Below are 25,279 nucleotides of genomic sequence, written 5' to 3'. Positions count from 1 at the left end.
TCAAGCCCCACAAGTGGGAGGACGTCCGCGCCGCTCTCGAGACCGTCGGCGTCACCGGGATGACCGTCTCCGAGGTCAGCGGCTACGGCCGGCAGAAGGGGCACACCGAGGTCTACCGCGGTGCGGAGTACGACATCGCCCTGGTGCCCAAGATCCGCATCGAGATCGTCGTGGACGACGCCGATGCCGACGACGTGGTCTCGACGATCGTCTCGTCCGCGCAGACCGGTCGCATCGGCGACGGCAAGGTCTGGGTGGCCCCCGTCGAGTCCGTCGTGCGGGTCCGCACCGGTGAGCGCGACGAGGGCGCGATCTGACCTGATGACGGCCATCGAGCGCTCCGCGCGAACGGCTGCTGCCGACGAGCTCTGCCGAGCGGCGTACGACAAGGCGGGTGGTCCCGAGACCGGTGTCGCCCTGATCGCGGCGGGCGGTTTCGGCCGAGGTGAGCTCGCGCCCCAGTCCGACCTGGACGTCGTGCTCGTGCACGACGACGCAGTCGAGCTCGGGGAGGTCGCGGAGCAGGTCTGGTATCCGCTCTGGGACTCCGGGTCGCGGCTCGACCACTCGGTGCGCTCGCTCTCGGAGATGACCGCGGCGGCGCAGGAGGACCTCAAGGTCGCGCTCGGACTGCTCGACATCCGCCACCTCGCCGGCGACCCCAACCTGACGTTGCGGCTGCGCACGACGATGCTCGCGGCTTGGCGTCGCCAGGCCCGTGAGCGGCTGCCAGCGCTGCGCGACCTCGTGGCCAAGCGGCACCAGACGGTCGGCGAGCTCGCCCACGTGTCGGTCCCCGACATCAAGGAGGCCGAGGGCGGGTTGCGCGATGCCACCGTGCTCCGGGCGCTCGAGGTGACCTGGCTGGTCGATGCGAGCAGCCCCGAGCTCGAGACGTCCCGGCAGGCGCTGCTCGACTTCCGCGACCTGCTGCACGACGAGACCGGGCGGCCCAGCGACCGCGTCGCTCCGGAGCTGTGGGCACCGCTCGCCGTCCGCCTCGGGCTGCCCGACGCCGAGGCGGCGCAGCGGCACGTGCGCGAGATCGGCCGTCGGCTCAGTCACCTCTCCCGCCTCACCTGGCGCCGCGTCGAGGACGTGCTCGATCGCCCGACCTCGGTGACCGGCGCCCGGCGGCCCTCCCTGCAGCCGATCGCTCCGGGCATCGCGCTGTCGCGCGGCGAGGTCGTGCTGGACGCCAAGGCCCGCCCCGACCGGGACCCGGTGATGCTGCTGCGCGCAGCGGCCGAGGCGGCCGAGCGCGACGTCGTGCTGGCGCCGGCCACGGCCGCTCGGCTCGTGCGCGACTGCCCGCCGCTCCCGGATCCGTGGCCCGAGGAGGCCCGTGACGCACTGGTCAGCCTGCTCGCCAGTGGTCCCGGACTGCTGCCGGTCTGGGAGACGCTGGAGGAGACCGGCGCGCTGACGGGCTTCCTGCCCGAGTGGGAGCGGATCCGCACGCTGCCCCACGCCTCGCCGATCCACCGCTTCACCGTCGACCGTCATGTCATCGAGACCTGCATCGAGGCGTCCACGCTGATCCGCCACGTCGCTCGCCCCGACGTGCTGCTCGTCGCTGCGCTGCTGCACGACATCGGCAAGGGCGAGCTGACCGAGCACTCCGTGGCGGGTGAGCCGATCGCCCGGGCCATCGCCACGCGCATGGGCTTCGACGCCGCCGCCGTCGACCTCATCGCCCTGCTCGTGCGGCACCACCTCCTGCTCTCGGAGATCGCCACGTCCCGCGATCCCGACGACCCGGCGACCGTCGAGGCGCTGCTGGCCAAGGTCTCCGGTGGGGAGGCGCTGGGCCTGCTGCGGTCGCTGACCGAGGCCGACTCGCGCGCTGCCTCCCCGAAGGCGTGGTCCACCTGGCGTGCCGGTCTCATCGACCGCCTGTCCCGGCACGCGCTGGTGTCGGCCGGTGGTGAGCCGCCGCCCGCCGACGCCTCCGACGGCGACGTGCCGGTGCCTGATGCCGTACGCCGCGGGGGAGTGTCCGTCCTCGTCGAGGCCGACCAGGCGGGAGCCCGGGTGACGGTGCTCGCCCCCGACAGGGTGGGCCTGCTGGCGGACGCCGCGGCCGCGCTCGCGCTTCAGCGTGCGACCGTCCGCTCGGCGCGCGCCTGGTCCCAGGAGGACGACGGCCTGGAGGTGGGGGTCTCGGTGTGGGAGGTGGCCGACCCCGACCTCGACCCGGCGGTCCTGCGCACCCGGTTGGTGGCGATCAGCGAGGGACGCGTGGACGCGGTCTCGCGCCTCAGCCGACCGGTGCCGACCAGGCTGGCACCGGTCGTGGTCGTCAGGGCCGACGCGTCGCATCGCGCGACCGTGCTCGAGGTGCGGATGGACGATCGTCCCGGCGTCGTGTGGCTGGTGTGCCACGCGCTGGCCGGACTCGACCTGTCGGTGCGCTCGGCCCACGTGTCCACGCTCGGACCGCAGGCCGTGGACGTGTTCTACGTCCAGGAGCGCGATGCCGGCGCCCTCTCCGAGCAACGGGCGGCGGACGCGGCCCACCACGTGCGTGCCGCACTCCTCGGCACCGTCGAGGCCTGACACCATCGCGGCCATGGCAGCGCAGGGCAGCGGGCAGCACGCGTTCGGGACCCCTGCAGTGGTCGTTCGCGAGATCCCCTCGACCGACGGTTAGGCTTGGCCGATCGCGCGGGGACCCCCTCGCCACCCGCCGTACCACCCGTGAACGACCCCGAGGACTGACCACACGTGTTCGCCACTCTCTCCGACCGGCTCGCCGACACCTTCAAGCACCTGCGCGGCAAGGGCAAGCTGTCCGAGGCCGACATCGACGCGACCGCGCGTGAGATCCGGATCGCGCTGCTCGAGGCCGATGTCGCGCTGCCGGTGGTCAAGGAGTTCGTCGGCGCCGTCAAGGAGCGTGCCCGCAGCGAAGAGGTCAGCGGAGCGCTCAACCCCGCCCAGCAGATCATCAAGATCGTCAACGAGGAGCTCGTCACCATCCTCGGTGGCGAGACGCGTCGCCTGCGCTACGCCAAGACCGGGCCCACCGTCATCATGCTCGCCGGCCTCCAGGGTGCCGGCAAGACGACCCTCGCCGCGAAGCTCGCGCTCTGGCTCAAGGAGCAGGGCAAGACCCCGATCCTGGTGGCGGCCGACCTGCAGCGCCCCAACGCCGTCCAGCAGCTCGAGGTCAACGGCGAGCGAGTCGGCGTGCCCGTCTTCGCGCCCGCTCCCGGCAACGGCGTCGGCGACCCCGTCTGGGTGGCCCGCGAGTCGATCGAGCACGCCAAGCGCAAGCTGCACGACGTCGTCATCATCGACACCGCCGGTCGCCTCGGTGTCGACGCGGAGCTGATGAAGCAGGCCGCCGAGATCCGCGACGCCGTGCAGCCCGACGAGGTGCTCTTCGTCGTCGACGCGATGATCGGCCAGGACGCGGTCACCACCGCCCAGCTGTTCCTCGACGGCGTCGGCTACGACGGCGTCGTGCTCACCAAGCTCGACGGTGACGCCCGCGGTGGTGCGGCGCTCTCGATCGCCTCGATCACCGGCAAACCGGTCATGTTCGCCTCCAACGGCGAGAAGATGACCGACTTCGACCTCTTCCACCCCGACCGCATGGCCTCGCGCATCCTCGACATGGGCGACATGCTCACCCTGATCGAGCAGGCCGAGAAGACCTTCGACGAGAAGGAGTCGCGCCAGGCCGCGGAGAAGCTGCTCCAGACCGGCGACTTCACCCTCGACGACTTCCTCAAGCAGATGCAGCAGCTGCGCAAGCTGGGCTCGATGTCGAAGATCATGGGCATGCTGCCCGGGATGGGCCAGTTCCGCGAGCAGCTCGAGAACTTCGACGAGAAGGAGATCGACCGGATCCAGGCGATCATCCAGTCGATGACGCCGGCCGAGCGTGACAACCCCAAGCTGATCGACGGCTCGCGCCGCTCCCGCATCGCCAAGGGCTCGGGCCGCCAGGTCTCCGACGTCAACCAGCTCGTCGACCGCTTCTTCGAGGCGAAGAAGATGATGAAGCAGATGATGGGCGGCGGCGGCATGCCCGGTATGCCCGGCATGCCTGGTGCGGGCGTTGTCGGCGCCGGCAAGCGCGGCAAGCAGGCGCCGAAGAAGAAGGGCAAGCGTTCTTCGGGCAACCCCGCCAAGGCAGCGCAGGAGGCGGCCACAGCCAAGGCCGCCGCAGCCGAGAAGGCCGCCAACCCCTTCGGCAACGCCGGCGAGGACATCGACTACGAGAAGGCAGCGGCCGCGCTCGACCTGCCCAAGGACTTCTCCAAGTTCCTCAAGTGACCGGTCGCGCTGACGTCATGGGAACTGGTCGTTCGAACGACCACTGCTCATGACGTCCGTGTTGGTCGTCGACGCGGCCAACGTGGTCGGCTCGGTCCCCGACGGCTGGTGGAAGGACCGCGCCGGCGCCGCACGCCGGCTGCACGAGCGCCTGCTCGTGGGGGACACGTCGTACGACGCCATCGTGCTGGTGCTCGAGGGCGGTGCGAAGGCGGGTGTGCGACCCGGGCGCGACCAGCACGTGCGCACCGTGCACGCGCCCCGCGACGGCGACAGCGCGATCATCGCCGAGGTCGCCGCGGCCCGTGACAAGGGCGACAGCGTCGTGCTGATCAGCGCCGACCACGTGTTGCGGGGGCGCTGCGAGGGACTCGGCGCCCGGGCGATGAGCCCGTCATGGTTGCTCGACCAGATCTGATCGCGGGCCCTCGAGGCGCAGGTTCCTGATGGCCGGGACGGACAGGCCGACGAGCATGACCAGGATGCACAGCGCGACGCTGCCGAGCTCGACGCCACGGATGCCGAACTGGCTCGACAACGGGCCGACCAGCACCTGTCCGATCGGCATCGCGACGAAGGAGAAGAACCCGTCGATCGCCATGATCCGCGACAGCATGTGCTCGGGGACCTTCTCCTGGACCGTCAGGTTCCAGGCCAGCCCGAGGGCGCTGAGCGCGGCGCCGGCGATGAAGAAGGCCACGGCGAGCGCGGCGGTGTTGACCCAGGTCCCGAGGAGCAGCATCGGGGTGGACATCACGGCGAAGCCGATCATGATCACCCACATCGGTCGACGGATGGTGATCCGCACCAGGACGAGGGTCCCGACGAAGAGTCCGACCGCCTGGCCGGACACCGCAAGGCCCCAGCCCTGGCTGCCGATCGTGTCGTCGGCGACCACGGGGCCGAGGACGTAGATCGAGCCGCTGATCAGGGCGTTGAACACGAGTGCGCAGCACGAGGCCGGGATCACCCAGCCGAGCTGGCGGGCGAAGGACCACCCGACGACGAAGTCGCCGATGACGCTGGTCCGACGCTCGGGCCGTTCGCCGAACGGCAGCCGGACCAGGCTCAGGAACACCGCTGCCACGACGTACGTCGCCGCGTCGATCGCCAACGCCCAGCCCGGTCCGACGGTGGCGACCAAGATGCCGGACAGCACGGGGCCACCGATCCGCAGCAGCGCGTCGGACTGGCCGATCAGCAGGAAGCCCGACTTGCGCTCCTCGGGAGGCAGCAGGATCGGCACCATCCCGTGGAACGCCGGATAGCTGACCGCGAACACCGTCCCGCTCACGAACGAGAGTGCGACGAGGTGCCACACCTCGGCCCGGTCGGTGAGCACCAGGGTCGCGGTGATCGCCTGGACGGTTCCCTGGATCAGGTTGCACCCGCGCAGGACCGCTGCCCGGGGCAGCCGGTCCGCCAGGGCGCCGCCGATGAGCATGAACGCGACCATGGGCACCGTCGAGGCCGCCGCGACCAGGCCCAGGGAGGTGGCGGAGTCGTCGATGTCCAGCACCGCGAAGGCGAGCGCGATCCCCGACATCGAGGAGCCGGCGGTGTTGACGATCTCGCCGAGGAAGAAGTAGCGGAAGTTGGCCACGCGCAGCGGGGAGGCGTGTTCGCGCAGGCTCACCGGCGACACAGTAGGCGCCGGATCCCTCACGACGCCTCAGCTTTTGACGGCCGGGGACTCGACGCGCGGGCGTGGGCCGGTGGCTGTAGGCCGACCGGTCCGGTCCGTGCGACGAGTCCCCGGTGGTCGTCAGCTCACTTCTTCTTGCTGTCCTCGCAGCTGAAGTCCGAGAGCACGAGCCTGCCGGGCAGGTTGGTGCTCGCGGAGACCAGCATGCCGGTCGACTCCACGTAGAAGTGCTGCGTCGACCCGGTGTTCTTGCTGGGCGCGACCATCGAGTGCACCCCGTCGGTGAAGGTCGCGGTGAGGAGGCCGCTGGCAGCGCCGTGCGTCTGGTTGTTCACGAAGTGCCACACCCCGACCCCGTCCCCGCAGGTCTGGCCGTTGCCGTTGGCGAGGTCGGCGGCGATCGCGGGTGACGCGAGGCCGATCATCGCCGTGGTTGCCACGGCGACCAGGATCTTCTTGTGCTTCATGCTGTTCCCCTGTCTGTTGGACCGCGGGCGACATACGGCCACCGTGACCGCGTCGTCGGCCAGCGGCCTCCGGTAGGACGCCCCACTGTCGTGACGAGGCCGCGCGGTCGAGGTGTGGCGGGGGACAACTAGCCCAATATTGACGAACGGGCCCCGCGAGTGGTCTGGACCAGTTCACGCGGGCGAGGGGCCGACGTCCCCGAGCAGGGCGTACCGGTTCCCCTGCGGGTCGCTCGACAAGGTGAAGTCGACCCAGGTCTCGTTGTTCTCGGTGGTCTCCTCGCGGAACACGGTCCCCTCGTCGGCGACCGCGAAGATGCGGTAGTCGCCGTCGGCGAGCCCGTCGATCTCGATGCTCTGCCCGGGCAGGTCCCAGTTGTAGTGGTCGGCCCAGCCGGGGCTCAGTCCCATCACGAGGTGGGTCGAGTCCTCCTCGCCGCAACCCTTGCGGTCGTAGGTCGGCTCGTCCGAGCCGAGGTCGACCTCGGCTCGCTCGAAGTCGTAGATGCAGAATCCGACCTTGTGGTCGGTGCGTGCCGGCCCCGTGACCTCCCCGGCCTCGTCGAGGGCGAACAGGTGGTAGACGACGTAGCGCTCGACGTGCCAGTGCTCGTGGCCGTCGCCGCCCCAGACCGCCTGTGCGTCGGTGGTGACGTGCTCGGCTCCGCCACCGTCGTACTCGATGTCCTGGGTCAGGACCCAGGAGTCGTCCAGCTGCTTGTCGGCCGTCGCGTGGAAGTCGCCCTCGCCCACGTTGACCAGGGTCGAGCTGAACTCGACCGTCCACGCACCCTCGATCTGCTTGGTGTGGATGTCGGACGGGGGGACGGGCGCGAAGTCGGGCAGGAGCGCGGAGCCGACGGGCTCCTCGGCCCACCTGGCTTCGGCGTCACCGCCACAGCCGGAGAGCAGGGCAACGACGCTGAGGGCAGCGAGCTGCCGGGTGATGCGACTCCCCGCGGGCGGCATGCCGGGATCGTGGCACATCGGCTCGGCCCTCGCGGGTGGATCGACGGACGTGATTGGGTTTGGGTATGCGCGCGCTGAAGTTCACCGGTCCCGTCCTTCCCGACGGCGAGGTCCGCGACCTCTACGTCGTCGGCGACACCGTCACCTACGAGCCGCAGGCAGGCGCCGACACGGCGGCGCAGGGCTGGATCGTGCCCGGCCTGGTCGACGCGCACTGCCACATCGGCCTCGACGACCACGGGGCGATCTCCGACGCCGAGGCCGAGGCGCAGGCGATCGAGGACCGCGACGCCGGCGCCCTGCTGATCCGCGACTGCGGGTCGGCGGCGGACACGTCGTGGATCCACGACCGCGACGACCTGCCGAGGCTGATCCGCGCCGGGCGCCACATCGCCCGCACCAAGCGCTACATCCGCAACTACGCCCACGAGGTGGAGCCGCCGACCCTGGTCGAGACCGTCGTGCAGGAGGCGCAGCGCGGCGACGGCTGGGTCAAGCTCGTCGGCGACTGGATCTCGCGCGACACCGGCGACCTCGCCCCGTCCTTCCCGGCCGCCGACTTCGCCGAGGCGATCGCCGCCGCCCACCAGCACGGCGCCAAGGTGACCGCCCACTGCTTCGGCGAGGCGGTGCTGCCGGTGCTGATCGAGGCTGGCATCGATTGCATCGAGCACGGCACCGGCCTGTCGACCGACCTCGCGGAGACGATGGCAGCACGCGGCATCGCCCTGGTGCCGACCGTCATGCAGATCGCCAAGTTCCCGCAGTACGCCGATGCGGGCCGCGACAAGTTCCCGCAGTACTCCGACCACATGACCGACCTGCACGCCCGCCAGCGCGAGACGATCATGGCCGCCCACGAGCTCGGCGTCGCCCTCTACGCAGGGTCGGACGGCGGGGGAGTGAGCCGCCACGGCAACATCGCCGGCGAGGTGCTGGCCATGCACGAGCTGGGCATGTCGGCCGACTACGCGCTCGGTGCCGCGTCGTGGCGGGCCCGCGAGTGGCTCGGCTGGAACGCCACCCTCACCGAGGGTGCTCCGGCCGACTTCGTGGTCTATCCGCGCGACCCGCTCCTCGACCTGACCGTGCTCCACGAACCGACCACCGTCGTGCTCCGCGGACGCGTGGTGGCCGGCGGCTGACGGGTCCCCAGGTACGGCGAAGGGCGGTCACCCCCACGGGGTGACCGCCCTTCGTGCTCTGCGTCCGGGTCAGGCCGCCGGGGAGGGAGCGGGCTCCTCTGTGGGCTCGGTGTCCTCGGTGGGCTCGAGCTCGGCGCGGGCCTCCTGGAGGTGCGCGCGAGCAGCCTTGATGTCGGCCTTGGTGCTGGTCGCGGTGATGGCCAGCGCGGCCTCCTCGGCGAGGGCGAGGTGCTCGACGGCCTCCGGGTCGGCGGCCGCGGCCTCGGCGAGGCCCTCCGCCTGCTTGAGCACGTTGAGCGCCAGGCGGAAGTTCACCACGCGGAAGGAGCGCAGCTCCTTGCGGGCCGCGCGGGTGTCGAACGTCGTGTCGGCGGCCTCGACCGAGGTCTTGATCCCGGCCAGATCCTCCTGTGCGGCGCCGAGGTTGGCGACGAGCGCACCCTCGGTGTCGTCGGCGAGGCCGGCGACGGCGTTGCTCTCGGCCAAGCGGGCCAGGCGCTTGTCCTTGCCGGCGATGTCCTTGAGCAGCTGCTTGGTCTGGGCCTTGGGTGCTGCCTTGGCGTCACTGGCCGTGGTCGCGTGACCGTCGGCGGCGACCGCCGTCGGGAGCGCCGCGGTCGGGACGGCGAGGGCAGCCGTCGCGACCAGGGTCGCGGTGAGGCGTCGGGTGCGGATCATGGGATCTCCTCGGGGGGTAGGTATCCGTGCGTCATGCATTTCCGTTCGGAAGTCTGCCTTGCGGTCTGCCACGGGACAACCGCGACGATGCTCGTCCCCACCCTCCTGGGGGGTGGAAAGGAGTTGCCGCCCGTGAACATGCTCCGCGAGGCTGGCTGCGTGACGACACCCATCGGCCAGGTCTTCCCGGTCCTCGACCTGCGCGTGAGTGCCGGTGACCTGGAGCTGCGCGGCATCAGCGACGACGACCTCGTGACGCTGGGGGCGCTGGCTGCTCGCGGCATCCACGCGCCCGACCGGATGCCGTTCTCGTTCCCGTGGACGGACGTCGCGCCCGAGGAGCTGCCGCTCAACTTCGCGCAGTACCACTGGCGCACCCGCGCCGACTTCTCGCCGGCGTCGTGGGTGCTCAACCTCGGCGTGTGGTGGCGGGGCGAGCTGGTCGGGGTCCAGGGGGTGACCACGAGCAACTTCGTCGTTCGCCGTACGGGGGAGACCGGGTCGTGGCTCGGTGCCGAGCACCAGGGGCGCGGCCTCGGAACGCTGATGCGCCAGGCCATGTGCGTGCTGCTCTTCGACCACCTCGGCTTCACCGAGATCACGTCCGGTGCCTTCGTCGACAACCCCGCCTCGTTGGCGGTCAGTCGCAAGGTCGGCTACCGCGTCAACGGCACCGAGCGCTACGAGCGGCGCGGCGAGCTCGCGGAGATGACGATGCTCTCCCTGGGCCCCGGCGACCTGGTGCGGCCCGACGTCCCGGTCGAGGTGTCGGGCGCCGAGCCCGTGCGGCGCCTGATCGGGGTCGCGGACTGATCCGCACCGGATTGTTCAGAAGCCAGCAGGACGTGGCAGAATCGCGCGCTGAGTCGCAGCAATGGCAGGGCCCTCTCACCCGGCCGTCGCGGCGCCCCATCGGATGACCCGACCCGGTCCCCACCTGGCGGGGGTCGTTCACACACCACAATTTCTGAGGAGACACCACAAACGTGGCCGTCAAGATCCGTTTGAAGCGCCTGGGCAAGATCCGGGTCCCGCAGTACCGCGTCGTCGTCGTCGACTCGCGCAAGAAGCGCGATGGTCGAGTGCTCGAGGAGATCGGCAAGTACCACCCCAAGGAAGACCCGTCGTACATCGACATCGTCTCCGACCGGGCGCAGTACTGGCTCGGTGTCGGCGCGCAGCCGACCGAGGCCGTCGAGGTCCTCCTGAAGATCACCGGTGACTGGCAGAAGTTCAAGGGCCTGCCGGGCACCGAGGGCACGCTCAAGGTCAAGGAGCCGAAGCGCGACAAGCTCGAGATCTTCAACGAGGCCCTCAAGGAGGCCTCGAGCGAGCCGAAGGCCGCCGCGGTGACCGCGAAGAAGAAGACCGAGAAGAAGACCGAGGAGGCTGCTCCGGCCGCCGCCGAGGCCACCCCCGCTCCGGTGCCCGCGGACGAGACCCCCGAGGGCGCGGCTGACGCGGCCGAGGCGGCCGAGACCGTCACGGCCGAGGACGCCGGCAAGAGCGAGAGCTGAGCCGAGTGCTCGCCGAAGCTCTCGAGCACCTCGTCCGGGGTGTCGTCGACAACCCGGACGATGTCTCGGTCCGCGACAAGCAGCTGCGTCGTGGCGCCATCCTCGAGGTCCGGGTCCACCCCGACGACCTCGGCAAGGTGATCGGTCGCAACGGCCGCACGGCCACGGCGTTCCGCACCGTCGTCTCGGCCCTCGCGGGCCGCGGTGGGGCGCGGGTCGACTTCGTGGACGTCGACCGCCGACGCTGATCTCACGTCGAACTGCAACGGGCGTCACCCTTCGGGGTGGCGCCCGTTTCGTCGTTCCTGGAGTCCTCTGATCCCCCGCATATGCGGGGGAGTGGAAGGTTCCTGGGTGTTACAACCCCCTGGAACGTTCGTTTCCCCCGCATATGCGGGGGAACCGACCGGCCGCCGATACCCTTTCGCCCGTGGACAGCATCGAGGTCGTCGTCGGTCGTATCGGCAAGCCGCACGGTCTGCGCGGTGAGGTCACCATCGACGTGCGCACCGACGAGCCGGAGCGCCGGTTCGCTCCCGGCCAGGCCCTGCGCGCCCAGCCCCCGCAGGGCTCGGCCAGCGCGATCCGCAGCCTCACCGTCGCCCGGTCCCGCTGGCACCAGCAGGTCCTGCTCCTGACCTTCGAGGAGATCGAGGGCCGCGACGCGGCCGAGGCGGCGCGCGGCATCGTCCTGCACGCCACGCTCGGCCCCGAGGACGCCCCGGTCGACCCGGAGGAGTTCTACGACCACCAGCTGATCGGCCTGGCGGCGTACGACGAGAGCGGCACGCACCTCGGACAGCTGACCGCCGTCGTGCACGGCTCGGCCCAGGACCTGCTCACCGTCCGCACCCTCGACGGGCGCGACACCCTCGTCCCGTTCGTCGCCGCACTGGTGCCGGAGGTCGACGTCGCCGCCGGCCGGGTCGTGATCGCGGACCGCCCCGGCCTCGTCACGCCCTTCCCCGACGACAAGGTCGACGAGTGAAGATCGACATCCTCTCGATCTTCCCCGACTACCTCGCGCCCCTCGAGCTGAGCCTGCCCGGCAAGGCTCGCGCCAAGGGCCTGCTCGACATCGCCGTGCACGACCTGCGCGACTGGACGACCGACAAGCACCACACCACCGACGACACGCCCTACGGCGGTGGCGCCGGCATGGTGATGAAGCCCGAGCCGTGGGGCGCGGCCCTCGACGAGGTCGCCACCGGCGCGACGATCATCTTCACGACGCCCAGCGGACAGCCCTTCACCCAGGCCGTGGCCCGCGAGCTGTCCGCGCACGAGCACCTCGTCTTCGCCTGCGGCCGCTACGAGGGCATCGACCAGCGCGTGATCGAGCACGCCGCGACGATCGGTACCGTCCGCGAGATCTCGCTCGGCGACTACGTCCTCAACGGGGGAGAGGTGGCCGCGCTCGCGATCACCGAGGCCGTCGTGCGCCTCATCCCCGGTTTCATGGGCAACGCCGAGTCGCTGGTCGAGGAGTCCCACGAGGACGGCCTGCTCGAATACCCCGTCTACACCAAGCCCGCCTCCTGGCGCGGCCACGACGTGCCTGACGTGCTGCTCTCCGGCGACCACGGCAAGATCGCCCGCTGGCGGCGCGAGCAGGCGGTGCGGCGCACCGCCGAGCGCCGGCCCGACCTGGTCGCCGCCACCACCGTCGGCGACGACGAGGTCCGCCTCGCCACCCCGGCCGACGCGGGCGAGATCCTCACCCTGCAGCTCGCCTGCTGGGTGGCCGAGCAGCAGGCCAACCCCGATGTCCGGATCCCCGCCCTCCACGAGACGCTCGAGGACGTACGCCGATGGCTGGGCCAGTGGACGGTCATCGTCCGCCGCCGAGGTGGCCGGCTGGTCGCGGCGGCCCGCGGCCGGGTGGAGACGCACGGCAACCACGCCGGCGCCTGGGACGTCGGCCGGCTGATGGTGGCCCCCGACCTGCAGGGGCAGGGGCTCGGGCGGGACATGCTGGAGCGCATCGAGGCGGCGGCGCCGGCCGGCGTGTCGACGTACGTCCTGTTCACGGGCGCGGGGAGCCTGGACAACATCCGGATGTACAAGAAGGCGGGCTACCGCCTGCGGGGCCCGCTCGCCGGGGAGCCCGGTGCCGTGGTGCTGACCAGACGGCGCTGATCCACGCTGCTGATTTCGCCGACGTTGCCCCGATCTGGCAGACTCGCTCCTTGGTCCAGTCGGCCAAACTTCTCGCCCCGGAGAACACGAGCGGGGGAGTTCGCGACGATCACCTGCCACAGGGGGTGTACGACGCCGCCGGCCACGCAGGCTGGACCGCACCGATCCGCACAACTATTCCGCGGCTGACCTGTGGCAATCGTGAGGAGTCATCATGACCAACGTGCTCAACGAGCTCGTCAGCAACAACCTTCGCACCGACGTCCCGGCCTTCCGCGCCGGTGACACCATCAACGTCCACGTGAAGGTCATCGAGGGCAGCCGCTCGCGTGTCCAGCAGTTCCAGGGTGTCGTCATCCGGATCCACGGCTCGGGCATCGGCCGCACCTTCACCGTCCGCAAGGTCACCTTCGGTGTCGGCGTCGAGCGCACCTTCCCGCTGCACTCCCCGATCTTCGAGAAGGTCGAGATCGTCACCCGCGGTGACGTGCGTCGCGCCAAGCTCTACTACCTGCGCAACCTGCGCGGCAAGGCTGCCAAGATCAAGGAGCGCCGCGAGTTCTGAGCTCGCCCCTGCGCCTCGTGTCCGGAGATCGACCGGACACTGGATAGTCTCTGCAAGTGACTTCACACGACCGCGGCCTTCCCCCGTCTGACACCCAGCCGGAGGGGTCGCGGTCGTCGTCTTCCCAGGACGGCGAGAAGGGGTCCGATCGCCACCACCTCCCGCTCTGGCAGGAGACGATCCTGCTGCTGGCGGTCGCGCTGGTGCTGGCGATCGCGATCAAGGCGCTCTTCCTCCAGGCGTTCTACATCCCCTCGGAGTCGATGGAGCCCGGTCTCGTGCGCGACGACCGGATCCTCGTCCAGAAGGTCTCCTACTGGGGCGGCGGCGAGCCGCAGCGCGGTGACGTCGTGGTCTTCAAGGACCCGGGCGGCTGGCTGAACGCCGCCGAGTCCGCCGGACCGTCCGGGACGCTGCCCAAGGTGATGGCCAAGATCGGCCTCTACCCCTCCGGTGGCCACCTCGTGAAGCGCGTCATCGGCGTCGCCGGCGACGTCATCGAGTGCTGCGACGAGAAGGGGCGGATCCTGGTCAACGGCAAGCCCCTCGACGAGGAGACCTACGTCCAGGACGACAAGGGCACCAAGTGCAACGGCCCGATGGTCAACCAGTGCTCGACCGACTGGACCGCCGGGCCGGTGCCGGAGGGGCGGGTGTTCGTGATGGGCGACAATCGGGGCCACTCGGCCGACTCCAGCCAGCACATGTGCAAGCCCGCTGCCGAGACCGACTGCGTCTCCGGACCCGAGTTCGTGCCGGTCGACCTCGTCGTCGGCCGGGTCTTCGTGCTGATGTGGCCGCGCGAGCGCTTCGACTGGGTGGCGCGTCCGGACACGTTCGAGGACATCCCCGCCGCGTCCTGATCCGCCTGCCATGACCTCCCTCACGCACCTCCCCGTCGGCGCCACCGTTCGCCGCGACGCCGGCCTCTACGGCTACGAGCGCGCGCTGCGCCGGGTCGGGATCGAGCCCATCGCCGGCGTCGACGAGGCCGGTCGGGGCGCGTGCGCCGGCCCGCTCGTGGCCGGTGCCTGCATCCTGCCGCCGGGCAGGGCGGGGATCGTGCCGGGGCTGGCCGACTCCAAGCTGCTCACCGAGAAGGCCCGCGAGCGCGTCTACGCCCAGGTCGTGCGACGCGCCGTCGCATGGTCGGTCGTGGTCATCGACTCCGAGGAGTGCGACCGCCTCGGCATGCACGTCGCCAACGTCGAGGCGCTGCGTCGCGCCGTCGCACTGCTCGAGGAGCGCCCGTCCTACGTCCTCACCGACGGGTTCCCCGTAGACGGGCTCGAGGTGCCCGGGCTGGCCGTCTGGAAGGGCGACCGGGTCGCCGCGTGCATCGCCGCCGCGTCGGTCCTCGCCAAGGTGACACGGGACCGGATGATGGTCGAGCTCGACTCGACGTACCCCGTCTATGACTTCAAGACCCACAAGGGCTACATCACCGACGTGCACTCGGTCGCGCTCGACGAGCACGGCCCGTCGCCCGTGCACCGCATGCGGTTCGTCAACGTGCGGCGGGCCGCGGGGCTCGAGCCGCCGTTGGATGTGCAGAATGAGCACCACGACGCTGCGTCGTACGAGGAGGAGTGAGGCATGAGCGCCGAGGAGCTCGAGAAGTACGAGACCGAGATGGAGCTCACCCTCTACCGGGAGTACCGCGACGTCGTCACCATCTTCAAGTACGTCGTGGAGACCGACCGCCGGTTCTACCTGTGCAACCAGGTGGACGTGCGGGCCCGCACGGAGAACGGTGACGTCTTCTTCGAGGTCTCGATGACCGACGCCTGGGTCTGGGACATGTACCGCCCGGCCCGGTTCGCCAAGAACGTCAAGGTGCTGACGTTCAAGGACGTCAACGTCGAGGAGCTCAGCGAGCAGGAGATCGAGCCTCCCAAGGACTGATCCGGTGCCCGGGACGGGCCGCAATCCGTCCACAGCCGGGTGCCGCGCTGCGTCGTCCACAGCCCGGTCCCGGTCGGGCGCGCGGTTGTCCGTGGCAGCCGGTGTGCTGTGACCTCCGATCGAGGAGGTCACCCATGGACACCGCAGGCAGTCCGCCGCAGCTCACCCACAACCAGGCGCTCGGGGCGTACGGCGAACGGCTGGCCGCCCTCTTCCTGACGCGCCAGGGCATGGTGCTGCTCGACCACAACTGGCGCTGCCCCCAGGGCGAGATCGACCTGGTGCTGCGGGAGGGGCGCACGCTGGTGATCTGCGAGGTCAAGACGCGCAGCTCCAACGACTACGGCACCCCCCACGAGTCGATCCGCCGGAGCAAGGTCGAGCGCCTGCGCCGGCTCGCGGCCTGCTGGCTGAGCGTCCACGACGCCCACCCCGACGACATCCGTCTCGACCTCGTCGCGGTGCTGCGTCCGCGGACCGGCGAGCCGGAGCTCGAGCACGTCCGGGGGTTGTGCTGATGACACTGGCCACCGCTCGCTGCATCGCCCTCGCGGGCACCGAGGGACACCTCATCGACGTCCAGGTCGACATCTCGGCCGGCACCCCGGGCACCTTCCTGGTGGGCCGGCCCGACAAGGCCATCCAGGAGGCGCGCGACCGGGTGCGGATGGCGATCAACAACGCCGTCCCGTCGTGGCCGGCGAGCAGGAGGGTGACGATCCTGCTGGCGCCGGCCGACCTGCCCAAGAGCGGCACCCACTTCGACCTGGCGATCGCGGTGGCGGTGAAGGCCGCCGACCGGACGCGTCCGAAGGACGGAGCTCCCGACCACCGCATCGAGCAGGCCGCCCTCGAGGACACCGCGTTCATCGGCGAGCTCACGCTGTCGGGCAACCTGCGTCCGGTGACCGGGGTGCTGCCGATGGTGCTGGCCGCGAGGGCGCGCGGCATCCACCGCGTCTTCGTCCCCGAGCCGCAGGCGCAGGAGGCGATGATGGTGCCGGGGATGACGGTCTTCGGGATGCGCTCCCTGGCCCAGGTGGTCGCCGAGCTGCGGGGCGAGGACGTGCCGGCCGCGCCGCCCGTGGAGGGCACGACGTCGGCGAGGCTGCTGTCGTGGCGCGGCCAGGACCTCCGCGACGAGGTCGACATGTCCGAGGTCGAGGGCATGCAGGAGGTGATCTGCGCCGTCACGGTGGCGGCCGCCGGCGGTCACCACATCATGCTCAGCGGTCCGCGCGGCGCCGGCAAGACGACGGTCGCCGAGCGGATCCCGACGATCCTGCCCGACCTCACCCTGGAGCAGTCCCTCGAGGTGACCGCGGTCCACTCGCTCGTGGGCACCCTCGACTCGCTGGTGACGCGGCCGCCGTTCTTCGCGCCCCACCACGACGCCAGCCGGGCCAGCATCCTGGGCGGCGGCACCGGCCGCGCCCGGCCCGGCGAGGTGAGCCTCGCCCACCACGGTGTGCTCTTCCTCGACGAGTTCCCGTTGTTCCGCGCCGACGTGATCGACGCCCTGCGGCAGCCGCTGGAGGCGGGAGAGGTGTCGATCGCCCGCGGTGAGGAGTCCGCGACCTATCCCGCCCGGGGGATGGTGGTTCTCGCCGCCAACCCGTGCCCGTGCGGCAACTTCCACGCCCAGGGTTCCGTCCTGACGTGCGACTGCCTTGACGCGGTCCGCCGCAACTACCAGCGCAAGCTGAGCGGCCCGATCATCGACCGCATCGACATCTGGCGCGAGCTTCAGCCCATGGCCGGCCATCGCGGTCGAGATCCGTTCGCCCATCGCCGCACCTCGGCGGAGCTCCGCTCGATGGTCTCGGCTGCCCGCTCTCGCCAGGCTGTCCGCTATGCCGGGCTCGGGTTCGCCCTCAACTCGGCCGTCCCCGGGCCGGTGCTCGCCGAGCACTGGCCGCTCCCCGACGAGGGGCAGGTGCTGCTCGACGACGCGATGTCCCAGGGGCGGCTCACCCGCCGCGGCATGACCCGCGTGCACCGGGTGGCGCTCTCGGTGGCCGACCTGGCCGGGCGGGAGGTGCCGCTGGAGCAGGATGTCGAGACGGCGCTCGCCCTGCGCGGCAGCGGGCCGATCAACCTCGAGGCGATGTCGTTCATGGAGCTGGCGTCGTGAGCGCCGCGCAGGAGCTGATCGCCCGGGTCCGGCTCAGTCTCGCGATCGAGCCGGGTGACGGCGCCGTCTCGGACAGCGTGTCGAGCGTCGGTGCCGCCAGGACGGTCGAGGAGCTGCTGGACGGCGACGAGCGACCCGAGCTGGTCGCAAGGCTGCGGACGGTCGACCCGGAGCGCGTGCTGGCCGTGGCCGATCGCCAGCGCGTCCGGTTCGTCACGCCGGCCGACGACGAGTGGCCGAGCCAGCTCGACGACCTGGCGCACGGCCAGCGGGTGCAGGGGCTCGGGGGCGTGCCCGTGGGTCTGTGGGTCCGCGGTCCCATGCGGCTGACCGACCTGAGCGAGTCCGTCGCCGTGGTGGGGTCGCGGTCGGCGACGTCCTACGGCTTCGACGTCGCCACGGACGTGGCCGCCTCGGCTGCCCGCGCGGGCCGGCCGGTGGTCTCCGGGGCAGCGTTCGGCATCGACCAGGCCGGCCACCGGGGCGCGCTCGCTGCCGGAGGAGCGACGGTCGCTGTGCTCGCCTGCGGCGCCGATCGTGCCTATCCCGCTGCCCACCGCGAGCTCATCGACCACATCGCCCAGCGTCACGCCGTGGTCTCGGAGGCGCCGCCGGGCTCCGCGCCGACCAAGGTGCGCTTCCTGTCCCGCAACCGGCTGATCGCGGCGCTGAGCCGCGGCACGGTGCTGGTCGAGGCGGCGCTGCGCAGCGGCGCCCTCAACACCGCCCACTGGAACGATCAGCTGAGCCGGGTGCTGATGGGCGTCCCCGGGCCGGTCACCAGCGCGACGTCCCAGGGCGTGCACGAGTGGATCCGCAAGGGCTCGGCCGCGCTGGTGACGAGCGGGGCCGAGGTGCTGGAGCTCGTCGGCGGCTCGGGGGAGCACCTGATGGCCGTCCCGCGCGGGCCGGAGCGCGCCCATGACGGGTTCTCGCTGCGCCAGGTGCGGGTGCTCGACGCGGTGCCGGTCGCGCGGGGGGCCAGCACCGAGTCGATCAGCAGCATCGCGGGCGTCGGTGTGCAGGAGGCCGACCGGGTGCTGGTGGAGCTGACCGAGGCCGGCCTGGTCCACCTGGCCGTCGACGGCTGGCGGCTGGTCGCAGGGGGCGGACGTGGCGGAGGTGGCCGATGACCGGTCGACGGTCCCCACCCTCCCGTCGTGGCTCCGGCGTCCGCCGCCCAGGCCGTCCTACGATCGCAGGATGGCGACCGACGCAGACGTGGAGGCGCGCGACGCCGAGCTCCCGGAGTCGATGGCGAAGATCCTGGCCGACTACGAGCGGCACCTCACCTCCGAACGCGACCTGACCCCGCACACGGTCCGGGCCTACCTCGGTGACCTCGTCAGCCTGCTCGACCACGCCACCCGGCTCGGGCTGGTCGACGTCGGCGAGCTGGACCTGCGCACTTTGCGCAGCTGGCTGGCCAAGCAGCAGTCCATGGGCAAGTCGCGAACGACGATCGCCCGTCGGGCCACGGCCGCTCGGGTGTTCACGGCGTGGCTGGCCCGCACGGGCCGGGCTCCGTCGGATGCCGGGGCCTCGCTGGGCTCGCCGAAGAAGCACAAGACCCTGCCTCCGGTGCTCCGCGCCGACGAGGCCGCCGACCTGATCCGGGCCGCCGCCGAGCGGGCCGACGACGGTTCGCCCATCGGCCTGCGTGACGTCGCGATGCTCGAGCTGCTCTATGCCACCGGTATCCGCGTGGGAGAACTGGTCGGCCTCGACATCGACGACCTCGACACCCAGCGGCGAGTCGTGCGGGTCTTCGGCAAGGGTCGCAAGGAGCGCTCGGTTCCCTACGGCCAGCCGGCTGCTCGGGCCGTCGACCGCTGGCTCACCCTGGGCCGTCCGGCCATCCGGGTCGAGGGTGCTGGCGCGGCCCTCTTCCTCGGCGCCCGTGGTCGCCGGATCGACCCGCGTGCCGTGCGTGAGCTGGTGCACCGCCGGATCGCCGAGGTGCCCGGCGCGCCCGACATGGGCCCGCACGGCCTGCGCCACACCGCCGCCACCCATCTCCTCGAGGGCGGGGCCGACCTGCGCTCGGTCCAGGAGCTGCTCGGCCACGCCTCGCTGGCCACGACGCAGCTCTACACCCACGTCACCACCGACCGGCTGCGGCAGGCCTACCGCCAGGCCCACCCGCGCGCCTGAGCGGACCTCCGCCTCCGCCCCCTCGGCGGCGGTGATTGAGCCACATTCAGAGCGCCGGAAATGTGGCTGGACCACCGCTGCGTCGGCGAGTTGCGAGGACACGCGGGCAGGCAGGTGGGTGAGCCACATTCGCGCCCCGGGAAATGTTGCTCACTCACCGCGGCGTCGGGTCACCCAGGGCTCGGTCGTCAGGGCTCGGTCGTCAGGGGAGGTGGGCCCGGAGCGGGGGATACCAGGCGGCGTACGGCAGGGGTGGTGGTCGCCACTGTGCCGCCGTCGCTCCGTGGTCGATCGGCGACTCGCGCCACAGCGGCAGCAGTCGCACGCGGCCGTCGCTGACGAGGCCCAGCGGGTCGAGGTAGGTCTCGCCGCGCAGCCAGCCCCAGTGCAGGCAGGCGCGGGGGAAGCAGTGGCTGAACGGCAGGCTCAGCGAGCCGATGCGGTCGCCCGCGGCCACGACGGCGCCGACCTCGAGCGAGGAGGAGACGGGTTCGTAGGTCGTGCGGGTGTCGCCGTGGGTGATCGTGACCACGGGCTTGCCGGCGATCTTGCCCACGAAGGCGACCTGGCCGGCCATCGCGCTCAGCACTGACTGGCCCACCGTGCCGGCGAGGTCCACACCTCGGTGGCCCGAGCCCCAGGGGTCGTCGGGCGGGTCGAAGCCGTGCATCACGTCGGGCTCGGGACTCAGCGGCCAGATGCCGACCGGATCCGGCTCGGGCGGGCGGGGGAGGGCGGAGGCCGGGCCGCAGACGAGGGCGAGCAGCAGGGCGAGCACGACCGGGAGGAGACAGCGCAACGGCTTCATCGACCCAGCGTCGCGCCCACGCGACGGTGCGGCACGCGCGCTGCGACGTACCCTGTGGACACGACGTCCGACGAGGGGCCTGTGGACGGTTCGGGGCCCGGTCGAGGCTCGATTGGCACGCCGACGGGCGGGTGGCCTACGATTCGCGAAGCAGCCCAGCACTACCCAGATCGACCCGGGCTGACTTCGCACGCTCGCAGACCGCGACGGCCTCTTTCCCTGGAGGCCGACCACCCGTGGGCGCCGATCCTCAGTTCCGGCTCGAATTCGAGCCGGATCGGATCGCGCGCGAGCGTCAGGGCGACCGACACCCGTCGGGCGCAAGCAACTGAAAACCACTTCGGAGATCCGATCCCCGGCTCGGCCTGCATCAAGGTCGCGCACACCGGGTGAGCGCCTCCATCACACAGGAGAATCACATGGCAGTCGTCACCATGCGCCAGCTGCTCGAGAGCGGCGTCCACTTCGGTCACCAGACCCGTCGTTGGAACCCCAAGATGAAGCGCTTCATCATGACCGAGCGCAACGGCATCTACATCATCGACCTGCAGCAGTCGCTGGCCTACATCGACCGGTCCTACGCCTTCGTCAAGGAGACCGTCGCCAAGGGCGGTGTCGTGATGTTCGTCGGCACCAAGAAGCAGGCCCAGGAGGCCATCGCCGAGCAGGCGACGCGCGTCGGGATGCCCTACGTCAACCAGCGTTGGCTCGGCGGCATGCTCACCAACTTCCAGACCGTGCACCAGCGCATCAACCGCCTCAAGGAGCTCGACGACGTCGACTTCGACACCGTCGCGGGCTCGGGTCGCACGAAGAAGGAGCTCCTGCAGATGAAGCGGGAGCACACCAAGCTCGAGAAGACCCTCGGCGGCATCCGCGAGATGACCAAGGTCCCCTCCGCCGTGTGGATCGTCGACACCAACAAGGAGCACCTCGCCGTCGAGGAGGCCCGCAAGCTGCGGATCCCGATCATCGGCATCCTCGACTCCAACTGCGACCCCGACCTGGTCGACTTCCCGATCCCGGGCAACGACGACGCGATCCGCGCCGTCGGCCTGCTGACCCGCGTGGTCGCCGACGCCGTCGCCGAGGGCCTCATCGCCCGCTCCGGTCCGAAGGCCACCGACGCCACCGCCGCCGAGCCGCTCGCCGAGTGGGAGCGCGAGCTCCTCGAGGGTGACGCCGAGAAGGTTGCCGTCGAGGCCACCGGTGGCGACGCCACGACCGAGGCGCCCGCCGCCGAGTCGACCGGTGCCGCTGTCGAGGCTCCCGCCGCTGCTGCTGCCGCCGAGGCCGTCGTCGAGGCGCCCGCCGCCGACGAGGCCGCTGCCGAGGTCAAGCCGCTCGCGGATGTCCCGGCCGAGGGTGAGTTCGCCGGTTCGGCGCCCGCCAACGAGGACGGTTCGGCTCCCGAGGGCTTCGACATCAAGGGCAACAAGGACTCGATGAAGTTCCACGCGCCCACCAGCCCCTGGTACGGCCGCACCAAGGCCGAGGTCTGGTTCAAGACCGCCGAGGCTGCCGAGGCCGCCGGCTTCGTCAACGCCGAGCACAAGAACGACTGATCGGCTGGCGGGCCGCGAGGAGACTCGCGGCCCGCTTCAGCTCACCACACACGAACTGAAGGATGAGGGATCATGGCTGACTTCACCGCTGCCGACGTCAAGAAGCTCCGTGAGCTGACGCAGGCCGGGATGATGGACTGCAAGAAGGCGCTGACCGAGGCGGACGGTGACTTCGACAAGGCTGTCGAGCTGCTGCGCGTCAAGGGTGCCGCCAAGGCCGCCAACCGCGCCGCCGAGCGCGAGGCCTCCGCCGGTCTCGTCGCCACCTCCGGTGGCGCGCTGGTCGAGCTCAAGTGCGAGACCGACTTCGTGGCCAAGGGTGACGACTTCGTCGCCGTGGCCCAGCGCATCGCCGACGCGGCCGACGCCGCCAAGGCCGGCGACCTGGAGACCCTCAAGGCGGTCGAGCTCGACGGCAAGACCGTCGGCGAGGTCGTCGGGGAGCTCGCCATCACCATCGGCGAGAAGATCGAGCTCGGTCAGGTCGCCTACTTCGACGGCGAGACCGTCGTCTACATGCACAAGCGTTCGGCTGACCTGCCGCCCGCCGTCGGCGTGCTCGTCGAGTTCGAGGGCGACGCCGGTGCTGCCCGCGCCGCCGCGATGCAGGTCGCCGCGATGAAGGCCCAGTACCTCACCCGCGACGAGGTCCCCGCGGACGTCGTCGAGAGCGAGCGCTCCATCGCCGAGCAGAAGACCCGCGAGGAGGGCAAGCCCGAGCAGGCGATCGCCAAGATCGTCGAGGGTCGCCTCGGTGGGTTCTACAAGGAGATCGTCCTGCTCGAGCAGGAGTCGGTCTCCGAGGCCAAGAAGTCGGTCAAGACCGTCCTCGACGAGGCCGGCACCACCGTCAAGCGCTTCGCGCGCTTCGAGGTCGGCGCCTGATCGCCAGCCTCACAGACTGATCCGGAGGGGTCGTACGCCGCGGCGTACGGCCCCTCCGGCATTTGTGCCCCGCAGCCGCTGCCGAGTCGACCCGCGTTGCCCGGGTCGAGTAGGTTGCTCGGGCATCGACAACACCTTCGAAAGGGTTCCTGAGTGACCGCCTACAACCGTGTCCTGATCAAGCTTTCCGGTGAGGTCTTCGGTGGCGGCAAGGTCGGGGTGGACCCCGATGTCGTGTCCAAGGTGGCCCACGAGATCGCGACCGTCGTCCGTGAGGGCGTGGACGTCGCGATCGTCGTCGGCGGCGGCAACTTCTTCCGTGGCGCCGAGATGCAGCAGCGCGGCATGGACCGCTCGCGAGCCGACTACATGGGCATGCTCGGCACGGTCATGAACTGCCTGGCGCTGCAGGACTTCCTGGAGAAGGAAGGCATCGAGACCCGTGTCCAGACCGCCATCACGATGGGTCAGGTCGCCGAGCCCTACATCCCGCGCCGCGCCATGCGCCACCTCGAGAAGGGCCGCGTGGTCATCTTCGGTGCCGGCGCCGGCATGCCCTTCTTCTCCACCGACACGGTCGCGGCCCAGCGGGCACTCGAGACCCGCTGCGACGTCGTCCTGATGGCCAAGCAGGGTGTCGACGGCGTCTACAGCGCCGACCCCAAGAAGGACCCGACCGCCACGAAGTACGACACGCTGAGCTTCCAGGACGCCCTCCAGCAGGGCATCAAGATCGCCGACGCCACCGCGTTCGCGCTGTGCATGGAGAACGACATGCCGCTGGTCGTCTTCGGCGCCGAGGACGAGGGTGCGATCCTGCGCATCGTCCGAGGTGAGAAGATTGGCACGCTGGTCAGCCGCGACGGCTGATCCGGCCCCACGATCCAGACCCATCAGCAAGCACCGTTGGCAGTACGCCGCCATCTGCAACTAGGAGCAGCCGTGATCAACGAAGTCCTCAACGAGGCCGACGACAAGATGTCCAAGTCGGTCGAGTCGACCCGCGAGGAGTTCGCGGCGATCCGCGCCGGCCGGGTCAACCCGAGCATGTTCGCCAAGATCGTCGCCGACTACTACGGCACGCCCACGCCGTTGTCCGCGCTCGCGTCCTTCACCTCGCAGGACGCGCGCACGATCCTGATCGCGCCCTTCGACATCGGCGCCATGGCCAACATCGAGAAGGCGATCCGCGACTCCGACCTCGGCGTCAACCCGTCCAACGACGGCAAGGTGCTGCGCGCGGTCTTCCCGGAGCTGACCGAGGAGCGCCGCAAGGACTACATCAAGATGGCCAAGGGCAAGGCCGAGGACGGGCGCGTCGCGGTCCGCAACGTGCGCCGCACGGCCAAGCAGGGCCTGGAGAAGCTCGAGAAGGACGGCGAGGTCGGCAAGGACGACGTCACCGGCGCCGAGAAGAAGCTCGACTCGATCACCAAGAAGCACACCGATGCGATCGACGACATGCTCAAGAACAAGGAAGCCGAGCTGCTCGAGGTCTGAGCCGAAGCCCACCTCACATCATGACGACTCCCGCCGCGCCGGACGCCTCCCAGCCGACGCCCCAGAAGGACCACGGCCGTGCCGGTCGTGACCTGCCCGCCGCCATCATCTCCGGCGTCGTGCTGGTCTCGGCGATCCATCTGTCGCTCTTCTTCTGGAAGACCGCGTTCATGCTCATCGTGGCGGTGGCCGTCGTGGTCGCCGTGTGGGAGCTGCACCGGGGGCTGGCCGCCAAGGACATCGACATCCCCGAGCAGCCGCTGATGCTCGGCGCGGTCGTCATGGTGGTGGTCGCCTACGTCTGGGGCGCGCCCGCCCTGGTGACCGCCACGGCCGTGACCTCGTTGATCGTGATGCTCTGGCTGCTGCGCCGAGGCGTCGACGGCTACGTCAAGAACGCGACAGCGTCGGTGTTCACGCTGATCTACGTGCCGTTCCTGGCCTCGTTCGTCGCCCTGCTGCTCGCGGAGGGCGGCACCAACCCGTCGTTCGGCTTCGACTTCGACGACATCGGCATGCGCGCGGTCGTCACGTTCATCGCGATCACGGTCGCTTCCGACACCGGCGGCTACATCGCCGGAGTCCTGTTCGGCAAGCACCCGATGGCCCCGGTGATCTCCCCGAAGAAGTCGTGGGAGGGCTTCGCCGGCTCGCTGATCGCGTGCGTCGCCGTCGGTGTCTGGCTAGTGACCTCCTTCCTGGGCGGTGACTGGTGGGTGGGTGTCCTGCTGGGGCTGATCGCCGTCGTCATGGCGACCCTGGGCGACCTCTGCGAGTCGGTCATGAAGCGCGACCTCGGCATCAAGGACATGAGCCAGATCATCCCCGGGCACGGCGGCCTGATGGACCGCCTCGACTCGCTGCTCGCGACCGTCGCCCCGATCTGGCTGCTGCTCCACTACCTCGTCTTCTAGGT

General features: G+C 70.7%; 28 protein-coding genes and 1 pseudogene. 24 read left to right on the top strand and 5 right to left on the bottom strand.

Going from position 1 to position 25,279, the window contains the following annotated elements:
* The 4 genes from CF8_RS13740 to CF8_RS13725 all read left to right on the top strand — a co-directional run.
* Positions 1-317, top strand: a 317-nt coding sequence (locus CF8_RS13740) for a P-II family nitrogen regulator (protein WP_084623109.1), incomplete at its 5' end; no start/stop codon positions are given.
* 4 nt (positions 318-321) lie between these two features.
* Complete coding sequence (locus CF8_RS13735; RefSeq protein WP_010833714.1) at positions 322-2,559, top strand: [protein-PII] uridylyltransferase; 2,238 nt, start codon at positions 322-324, stop codon at positions 2,557-2,559.
* A gap of 168 nt (positions 2,560-2,727) precedes the next feature.
* On the top strand, positions 2,728-4,287 hold the full coding sequence (gene ffh / locus CF8_RS13730; RefSeq protein WP_010833713.1) for a signal recognition particle protein: 1,560 nt from the start codon (positions 2,728-2,730) through the stop codon (positions 4,285-4,287).
* Between the two features lie 49 nt (positions 4,288-4,336).
* On the top strand, positions 4,337-4,705 hold the full coding sequence (locus CF8_RS13725) for a hypothetical protein (RefSeq protein WP_010833712.1): 369 nt from the start codon (positions 4,337-4,339) through the stop codon (positions 4,703-4,705).
* Here the strand turns inward: CF8_RS13725 and CF8_RS13720 are convergent.
* The 3 genes from CF8_RS13720 to CF8_RS13710 all read right to left on the bottom strand — a co-directional run bounded on the left by CF8_RS13720 (position 4,682) and on the right by CF8_RS13710 (position 7,368).
* Positions 4,682-5,923, bottom strand: a complete 1,242-nt coding sequence (locus CF8_RS13720; protein WP_051204221.1) for an MFS transporter — start codon at positions 5,921-5,923, stop codon at positions 4,682-4,684. The two genes, CF8_RS13725 and CF8_RS13720, sit on opposite strands and share 24 nt — an antisense overlap.
* Positions 5,924-6,057: 134 nt before the next feature.
* Positions 6,058-6,399: a hypothetical protein gene (locus tag CF8_RS13715; RefSeq protein ID WP_010833710.1), complete on the bottom strand. Its 342-nt coding sequence runs from the start codon at positions 6,397-6,399 to the stop codon at positions 6,058-6,060.
* Between the two features lie 174 nt (positions 6,400-6,573).
* Entirely contained in the window at positions 6,574-7,368 is a 795-nt protein-coding gene (locus CF8_RS13710; protein WP_051204220.1) for a lysyl oxidase family protein, read from the bottom strand.
* Positions 7,369-7,433: 65 nt separating this feature from the next.
* Between CF8_RS13710 and CF8_RS13705 the strand changes: the two genes are divergently transcribed.
* Positions 7,434-8,513, top strand: a complete 1,080-nt coding sequence (locus CF8_RS13705) for an amidohydrolase family protein (protein WP_010833708.1) — start codon at positions 7,434-7,436, stop codon at positions 8,511-8,513.
* Positions 8,514-8,582: 69 nt separating this feature from the next.
* Here the strand turns inward: CF8_RS13705 and CF8_RS13700 are convergent, their stop codons facing one another.
* Positions 8,583-9,191 (bottom strand): hypothetical protein, encoded by a 609-nt coding sequence (locus tag CF8_RS13700; RefSeq protein WP_010833707.1) that lies wholly within the window; start codon positions 9,189-9,191, stop codon positions 8,583-8,585.
* Between the two features lie 159 nt (positions 9,192-9,350).
* Between CF8_RS13700 and CF8_RS13695 the strand changes: the two genes are divergently transcribed.
* The 14 genes and pseudogenes from CF8_RS13695 (at position 9,351) to CF8_RS13635 (ending at position 19,605) form a co-directional block, all read left to right on the top strand.
* Positions 9,351-10,004 (top strand): GNAT family N-acetyltransferase, encoded by a 654-nt coding sequence (locus tag CF8_RS13695; RefSeq protein ID WP_232211513.1) that lies wholly within the window; start codon positions 9,351-9,353, stop codon positions 10,002-10,004.
* A 173-nt stretch (positions 10,005-10,177) separates the two neighbouring features.
* Entirely contained in the window at positions 10,178-10,708 is a 531-nt protein-coding gene (rpsP, locus tag CF8_RS13690) for a 30S ribosomal protein S16 (RefSeq protein ID WP_010833705.1), read from the top strand.
* Positions 10,709-10,713: 5 nt separating this feature from the next.
* Complete coding sequence (locus tag CF8_RS13685) at positions 10,714-10,956, top strand: RNA-binding protein (RefSeq protein ID WP_010833704.1); 243 nt, start codon at positions 10,714-10,716, stop codon at positions 10,954-10,956.
* Positions 10,957-11,138: 182 nt separating this feature from the next.
* Positions 11,139-11,696 carry a ribosome maturation factor RimM gene (gene rimM, locus CF8_RS13680; RefSeq protein ID WP_010833703.1) on the top strand — a complete coding sequence of 186 codons (558 nt, stop codon included), beginning with the start codon at positions 11,139-11,141 and terminating at the stop codon, positions 11,694-11,696.
* Positions 11,693-12,358, top strand: a pseudogene (trmD, locus tag CF8_RS23215) (tRNA (guanosine(37)-N1)-methyltransferase TrmD); the annotation flags it as partial. The gene rimM and the pseudogene trmD, both read left to right, overlap by 4 nt.
* Positions 12,359-12,448: 90 nt before the next feature.
* Positions 12,449-12,847, top strand: coding sequence for a GNAT family N-acetyltransferase (locus CF8_RS23210; protein WP_232211642.1), 399 nt, complete (start codon positions 12,449-12,451; stop codon positions 12,845-12,847).
* Between the two features lie 214 nt (positions 12,848-13,061).
* Positions 13,062-13,412, top strand: a complete 351-nt coding sequence (gene rplS, locus CF8_RS13670; RefSeq protein WP_010833701.1) for a 50S ribosomal protein L19 — start codon at positions 13,062-13,064, stop codon at positions 13,410-13,412.
* Positions 13,413-13,468: 56 nt separating this feature from the next.
* Positions 13,469-14,275, top strand: a complete 807-nt coding sequence (gene lepB, locus CF8_RS13665; RefSeq protein ID WP_010833700.1) for a signal peptidase I — start codon at positions 13,469-13,471, stop codon at positions 14,273-14,275.
* A gap of 10 nt (positions 14,276-14,285) precedes the next feature.
* Positions 14,286-15,005, top strand: a complete 720-nt coding sequence (locus CF8_RS13660; protein ID WP_010833699.1) for a ribonuclease HII — start codon at positions 14,286-14,288, stop codon at positions 15,003-15,005.
* 3 nt (positions 15,006-15,008) lie between these two features.
* A complete protein-coding gene (locus CF8_RS13655) occupies positions 15,009-15,317 on the top strand; it encodes a DUF2469 domain-containing protein (RefSeq protein ID WP_010833698.1) in 309 nt (102 codons plus the stop codon).
* Between the two features lie 134 nt (positions 15,318-15,451).
* Positions 15,452-15,835, top strand: a complete 384-nt coding sequence (locus CF8_RS13650; RefSeq protein ID WP_010833697.1) for a YraN family protein — start codon at positions 15,452-15,454, stop codon at positions 15,833-15,835.
* Positions 15,835-17,451, top strand: a complete 1,617-nt coding sequence (locus CF8_RS13645; RefSeq protein ID WP_036493147.1) for a YifB family Mg chelatase-like AAA ATPase — start codon at positions 15,835-15,837, stop codon at positions 17,449-17,451. The genes CF8_RS13650 and CF8_RS13645 overlap by 1 nt, the downstream gene beginning before the upstream one ends.
* Positions 17,448-18,584, top strand: a complete 1,137-nt coding sequence (gene dprA / locus CF8_RS13640) for a DNA-processing protein DprA (RefSeq protein WP_010833695.1) — start codon at positions 17,448-17,450, stop codon at positions 18,582-18,584. The genes CF8_RS13645 and dprA overlap by 4 nt, the downstream gene beginning before the upstream one ends.
* Before the next feature lie 70 nt (positions 18,585-18,654).
* On the top strand, positions 18,655-19,605 hold the full coding sequence (locus CF8_RS13635) for a tyrosine recombinase XerC (RefSeq protein WP_010833694.1): 951 nt from the start codon (positions 18,655-18,657) through the stop codon (positions 19,603-19,605).
* 202 nt (positions 19,606-19,807) lie between these two features.
* Here CF8_RS13635 and CF8_RS13630 read toward each other — a convergent pair whose 3' ends face one another.
* Positions 19,808-20,413 (bottom strand): M23 family metallopeptidase, encoded by a 606-nt coding sequence (locus CF8_RS13630; protein ID WP_010833693.1) that lies wholly within the window; start codon positions 20,411-20,413, stop codon positions 19,808-19,810.
* Positions 20,414-20,832: 419 nt separating this feature from the next.
* Between CF8_RS13630 and rpsB the strand changes: the two genes are divergently transcribed.
* From rpsB to CF8_RS13605, 5 genes are all read left to right on the top strand, one after another.
* Positions 20,833-21,978 (top strand): 30S ribosomal protein S2, sunset domain variant, encoded by a 1,146-nt coding sequence (gene rpsB / locus CF8_RS13625; RefSeq protein ID WP_084622881.1) that lies wholly within the window; start codon positions 20,833-20,835, stop codon positions 21,976-21,978.
* A 72-nt stretch (positions 21,979-22,050) separates the two neighbouring features.
* Positions 22,051-22,863, top strand: a complete 813-nt coding sequence (tsf, locus tag CF8_RS13620) for a translation elongation factor Ts (RefSeq protein ID WP_010833691.1) — start codon at positions 22,051-22,053, stop codon at positions 22,861-22,863.
* 153 nt (positions 22,864-23,016) lie between these two features.
* Positions 23,017-23,733: a UMP kinase gene (pyrH, locus tag CF8_RS13615; protein WP_010833690.1), complete on the top strand. Its 717-nt coding sequence runs from the start codon at positions 23,017-23,019 to the stop codon at positions 23,731-23,733.
* 75 nt (positions 23,734-23,808) lie between these two features.
* The gene (gene frr / locus CF8_RS13610) at positions 23,809-24,363 is read left to right on the top strand and encodes a ribosome recycling factor (protein WP_198017033.1); all 555 of its coding nucleotides are present in this window, start codon (positions 23,809-23,811) and stop codon (positions 24,361-24,363) included.
* 20 nt (positions 24,364-24,383) lie between these two features.
* The gene (locus CF8_RS13605) at positions 24,384-25,277 is read left to right on the top strand and encodes a phosphatidate cytidylyltransferase (RefSeq protein WP_010833688.1); all 894 of its coding nucleotides are present in this window, start codon (positions 24,384-24,386) and stop codon (positions 25,275-25,277) included.
* Positions 25,278-25,279: the final 2 nt, after the last annotated feature.

This window comes from Nocardioides sp. CF8, from assembly GCF_000389985.1.
GTDB lineage: Bacteria > Actinomycetota > Actinomycetes > Propionibacteriales > Nocardioidaceae > Nocardioides > Nocardioides allogilvus.
Note: the sequence above shows the minus strand (reverse complement) of the source record. Positions and strands in the feature narration are given on the sequence as shown.

Bases quoted from the DNA above. Each gene is read 5' to 3' on its own strand.
- CF8_RS13700 (WP_010833707.1), bottom strand. From the start codon at position 9,191: ATGATCCGCACCCGACGCCTCACCGCGACCCTGGTCGCGACGGCTGCC.
- CF8_RS13735 (WP_010833714.1), top strand. From the start codon at position 322: ATGACGGCCATCGAGCGCTCCGCGCGAACGGCTGCTGCCGACGAGCTC.
- CF8_RS13605 (WP_010833688.1), top strand. From the start codon at position 24,384: ATGACGACTCCCGCCGCGCCGGACGCCTCCCAGCCGACGCCCCAGAAG.
- CF8_RS13655 (WP_010833698.1), top strand. From the start codon at position 15,009: ATGAGCGCCGAGGAGCTCGAGAAGTACGAGACCGAGATGGAGCTCACC.
- CF8_RS13630 (WP_010833693.1), bottom strand. From the start codon at position 20,413: ATGAAGCCGTTGCGCTGTCTCCTCCCGGTCGTGCTCGCCCTGCTGCTC.
- CF8_RS13645 (WP_036493147.1), top strand. From the start codon at position 15,835: ATGACACTGGCCACCGCTCGCTGCATCGCCCTCGCGGGCACCGAGGGA.
- CF8_RS13635 (WP_010833694.1), top strand. From the start codon at position 18,655: ATGGCGACCGACGCAGACGTGGAGGCGCGCGACGCCGAGCTCCCGGAG.
- rplS (WP_010833701.1), top strand. From the start codon at position 13,062: ATGACCAACGTGCTCAACGAGCTCGTCAGCAACAACCTTCGCACCGAC.
- CF8_RS13710 (WP_051204220.1), bottom strand. From the start codon at position 7,368: ATGCCGCCCGCGGGGAGTCGCATCACCCGGCAGCTCGCTGCCCTCAGC.
- CF8_RS13650 (WP_010833697.1), top strand. From the start codon at position 15,452: ATGGACACCGCAGGCAGTCCGCCGCAGCTCACCCACAACCAGGCGCTC.
- CF8_RS13705 (WP_010833708.1), top strand. From the start codon at position 7,434: ATGCGCGCGCTGAAGTTCACCGGTCCCGTCCTTCCCGACGGCGAGGTC.
- CF8_RS13660 (WP_010833699.1), top strand. From the start codon at position 14,286: ATGACCTCCCTCACGCACCTCCCCGTCGGCGCCACCGTTCGCCGCGAC.
- CF8_RS13725 (WP_010833712.1), top strand. From the start codon at position 4,337: ATGACGTCCGTGTTGGTCGTCGACGCGGCCAACGTGGTCGGCTCGGTC.
- rpsB (WP_084622881.1), top strand. From the start codon at position 20,833: ATGGCAGTCGTCACCATGCGCCAGCTGCTCGAGAGCGGCGTCCACTTC.
- CF8_RS13715 (WP_010833710.1), bottom strand. From the start codon at position 6,399: ATGAAGCACAAGAAGATCCTGGTCGCCGTGGCAACCACGGCGATGATC.
- tsf (WP_010833691.1), top strand. From the start codon at position 22,051: ATGGCTGACTTCACCGCTGCCGACGTCAAGAAGCTCCGTGAGCTGACG.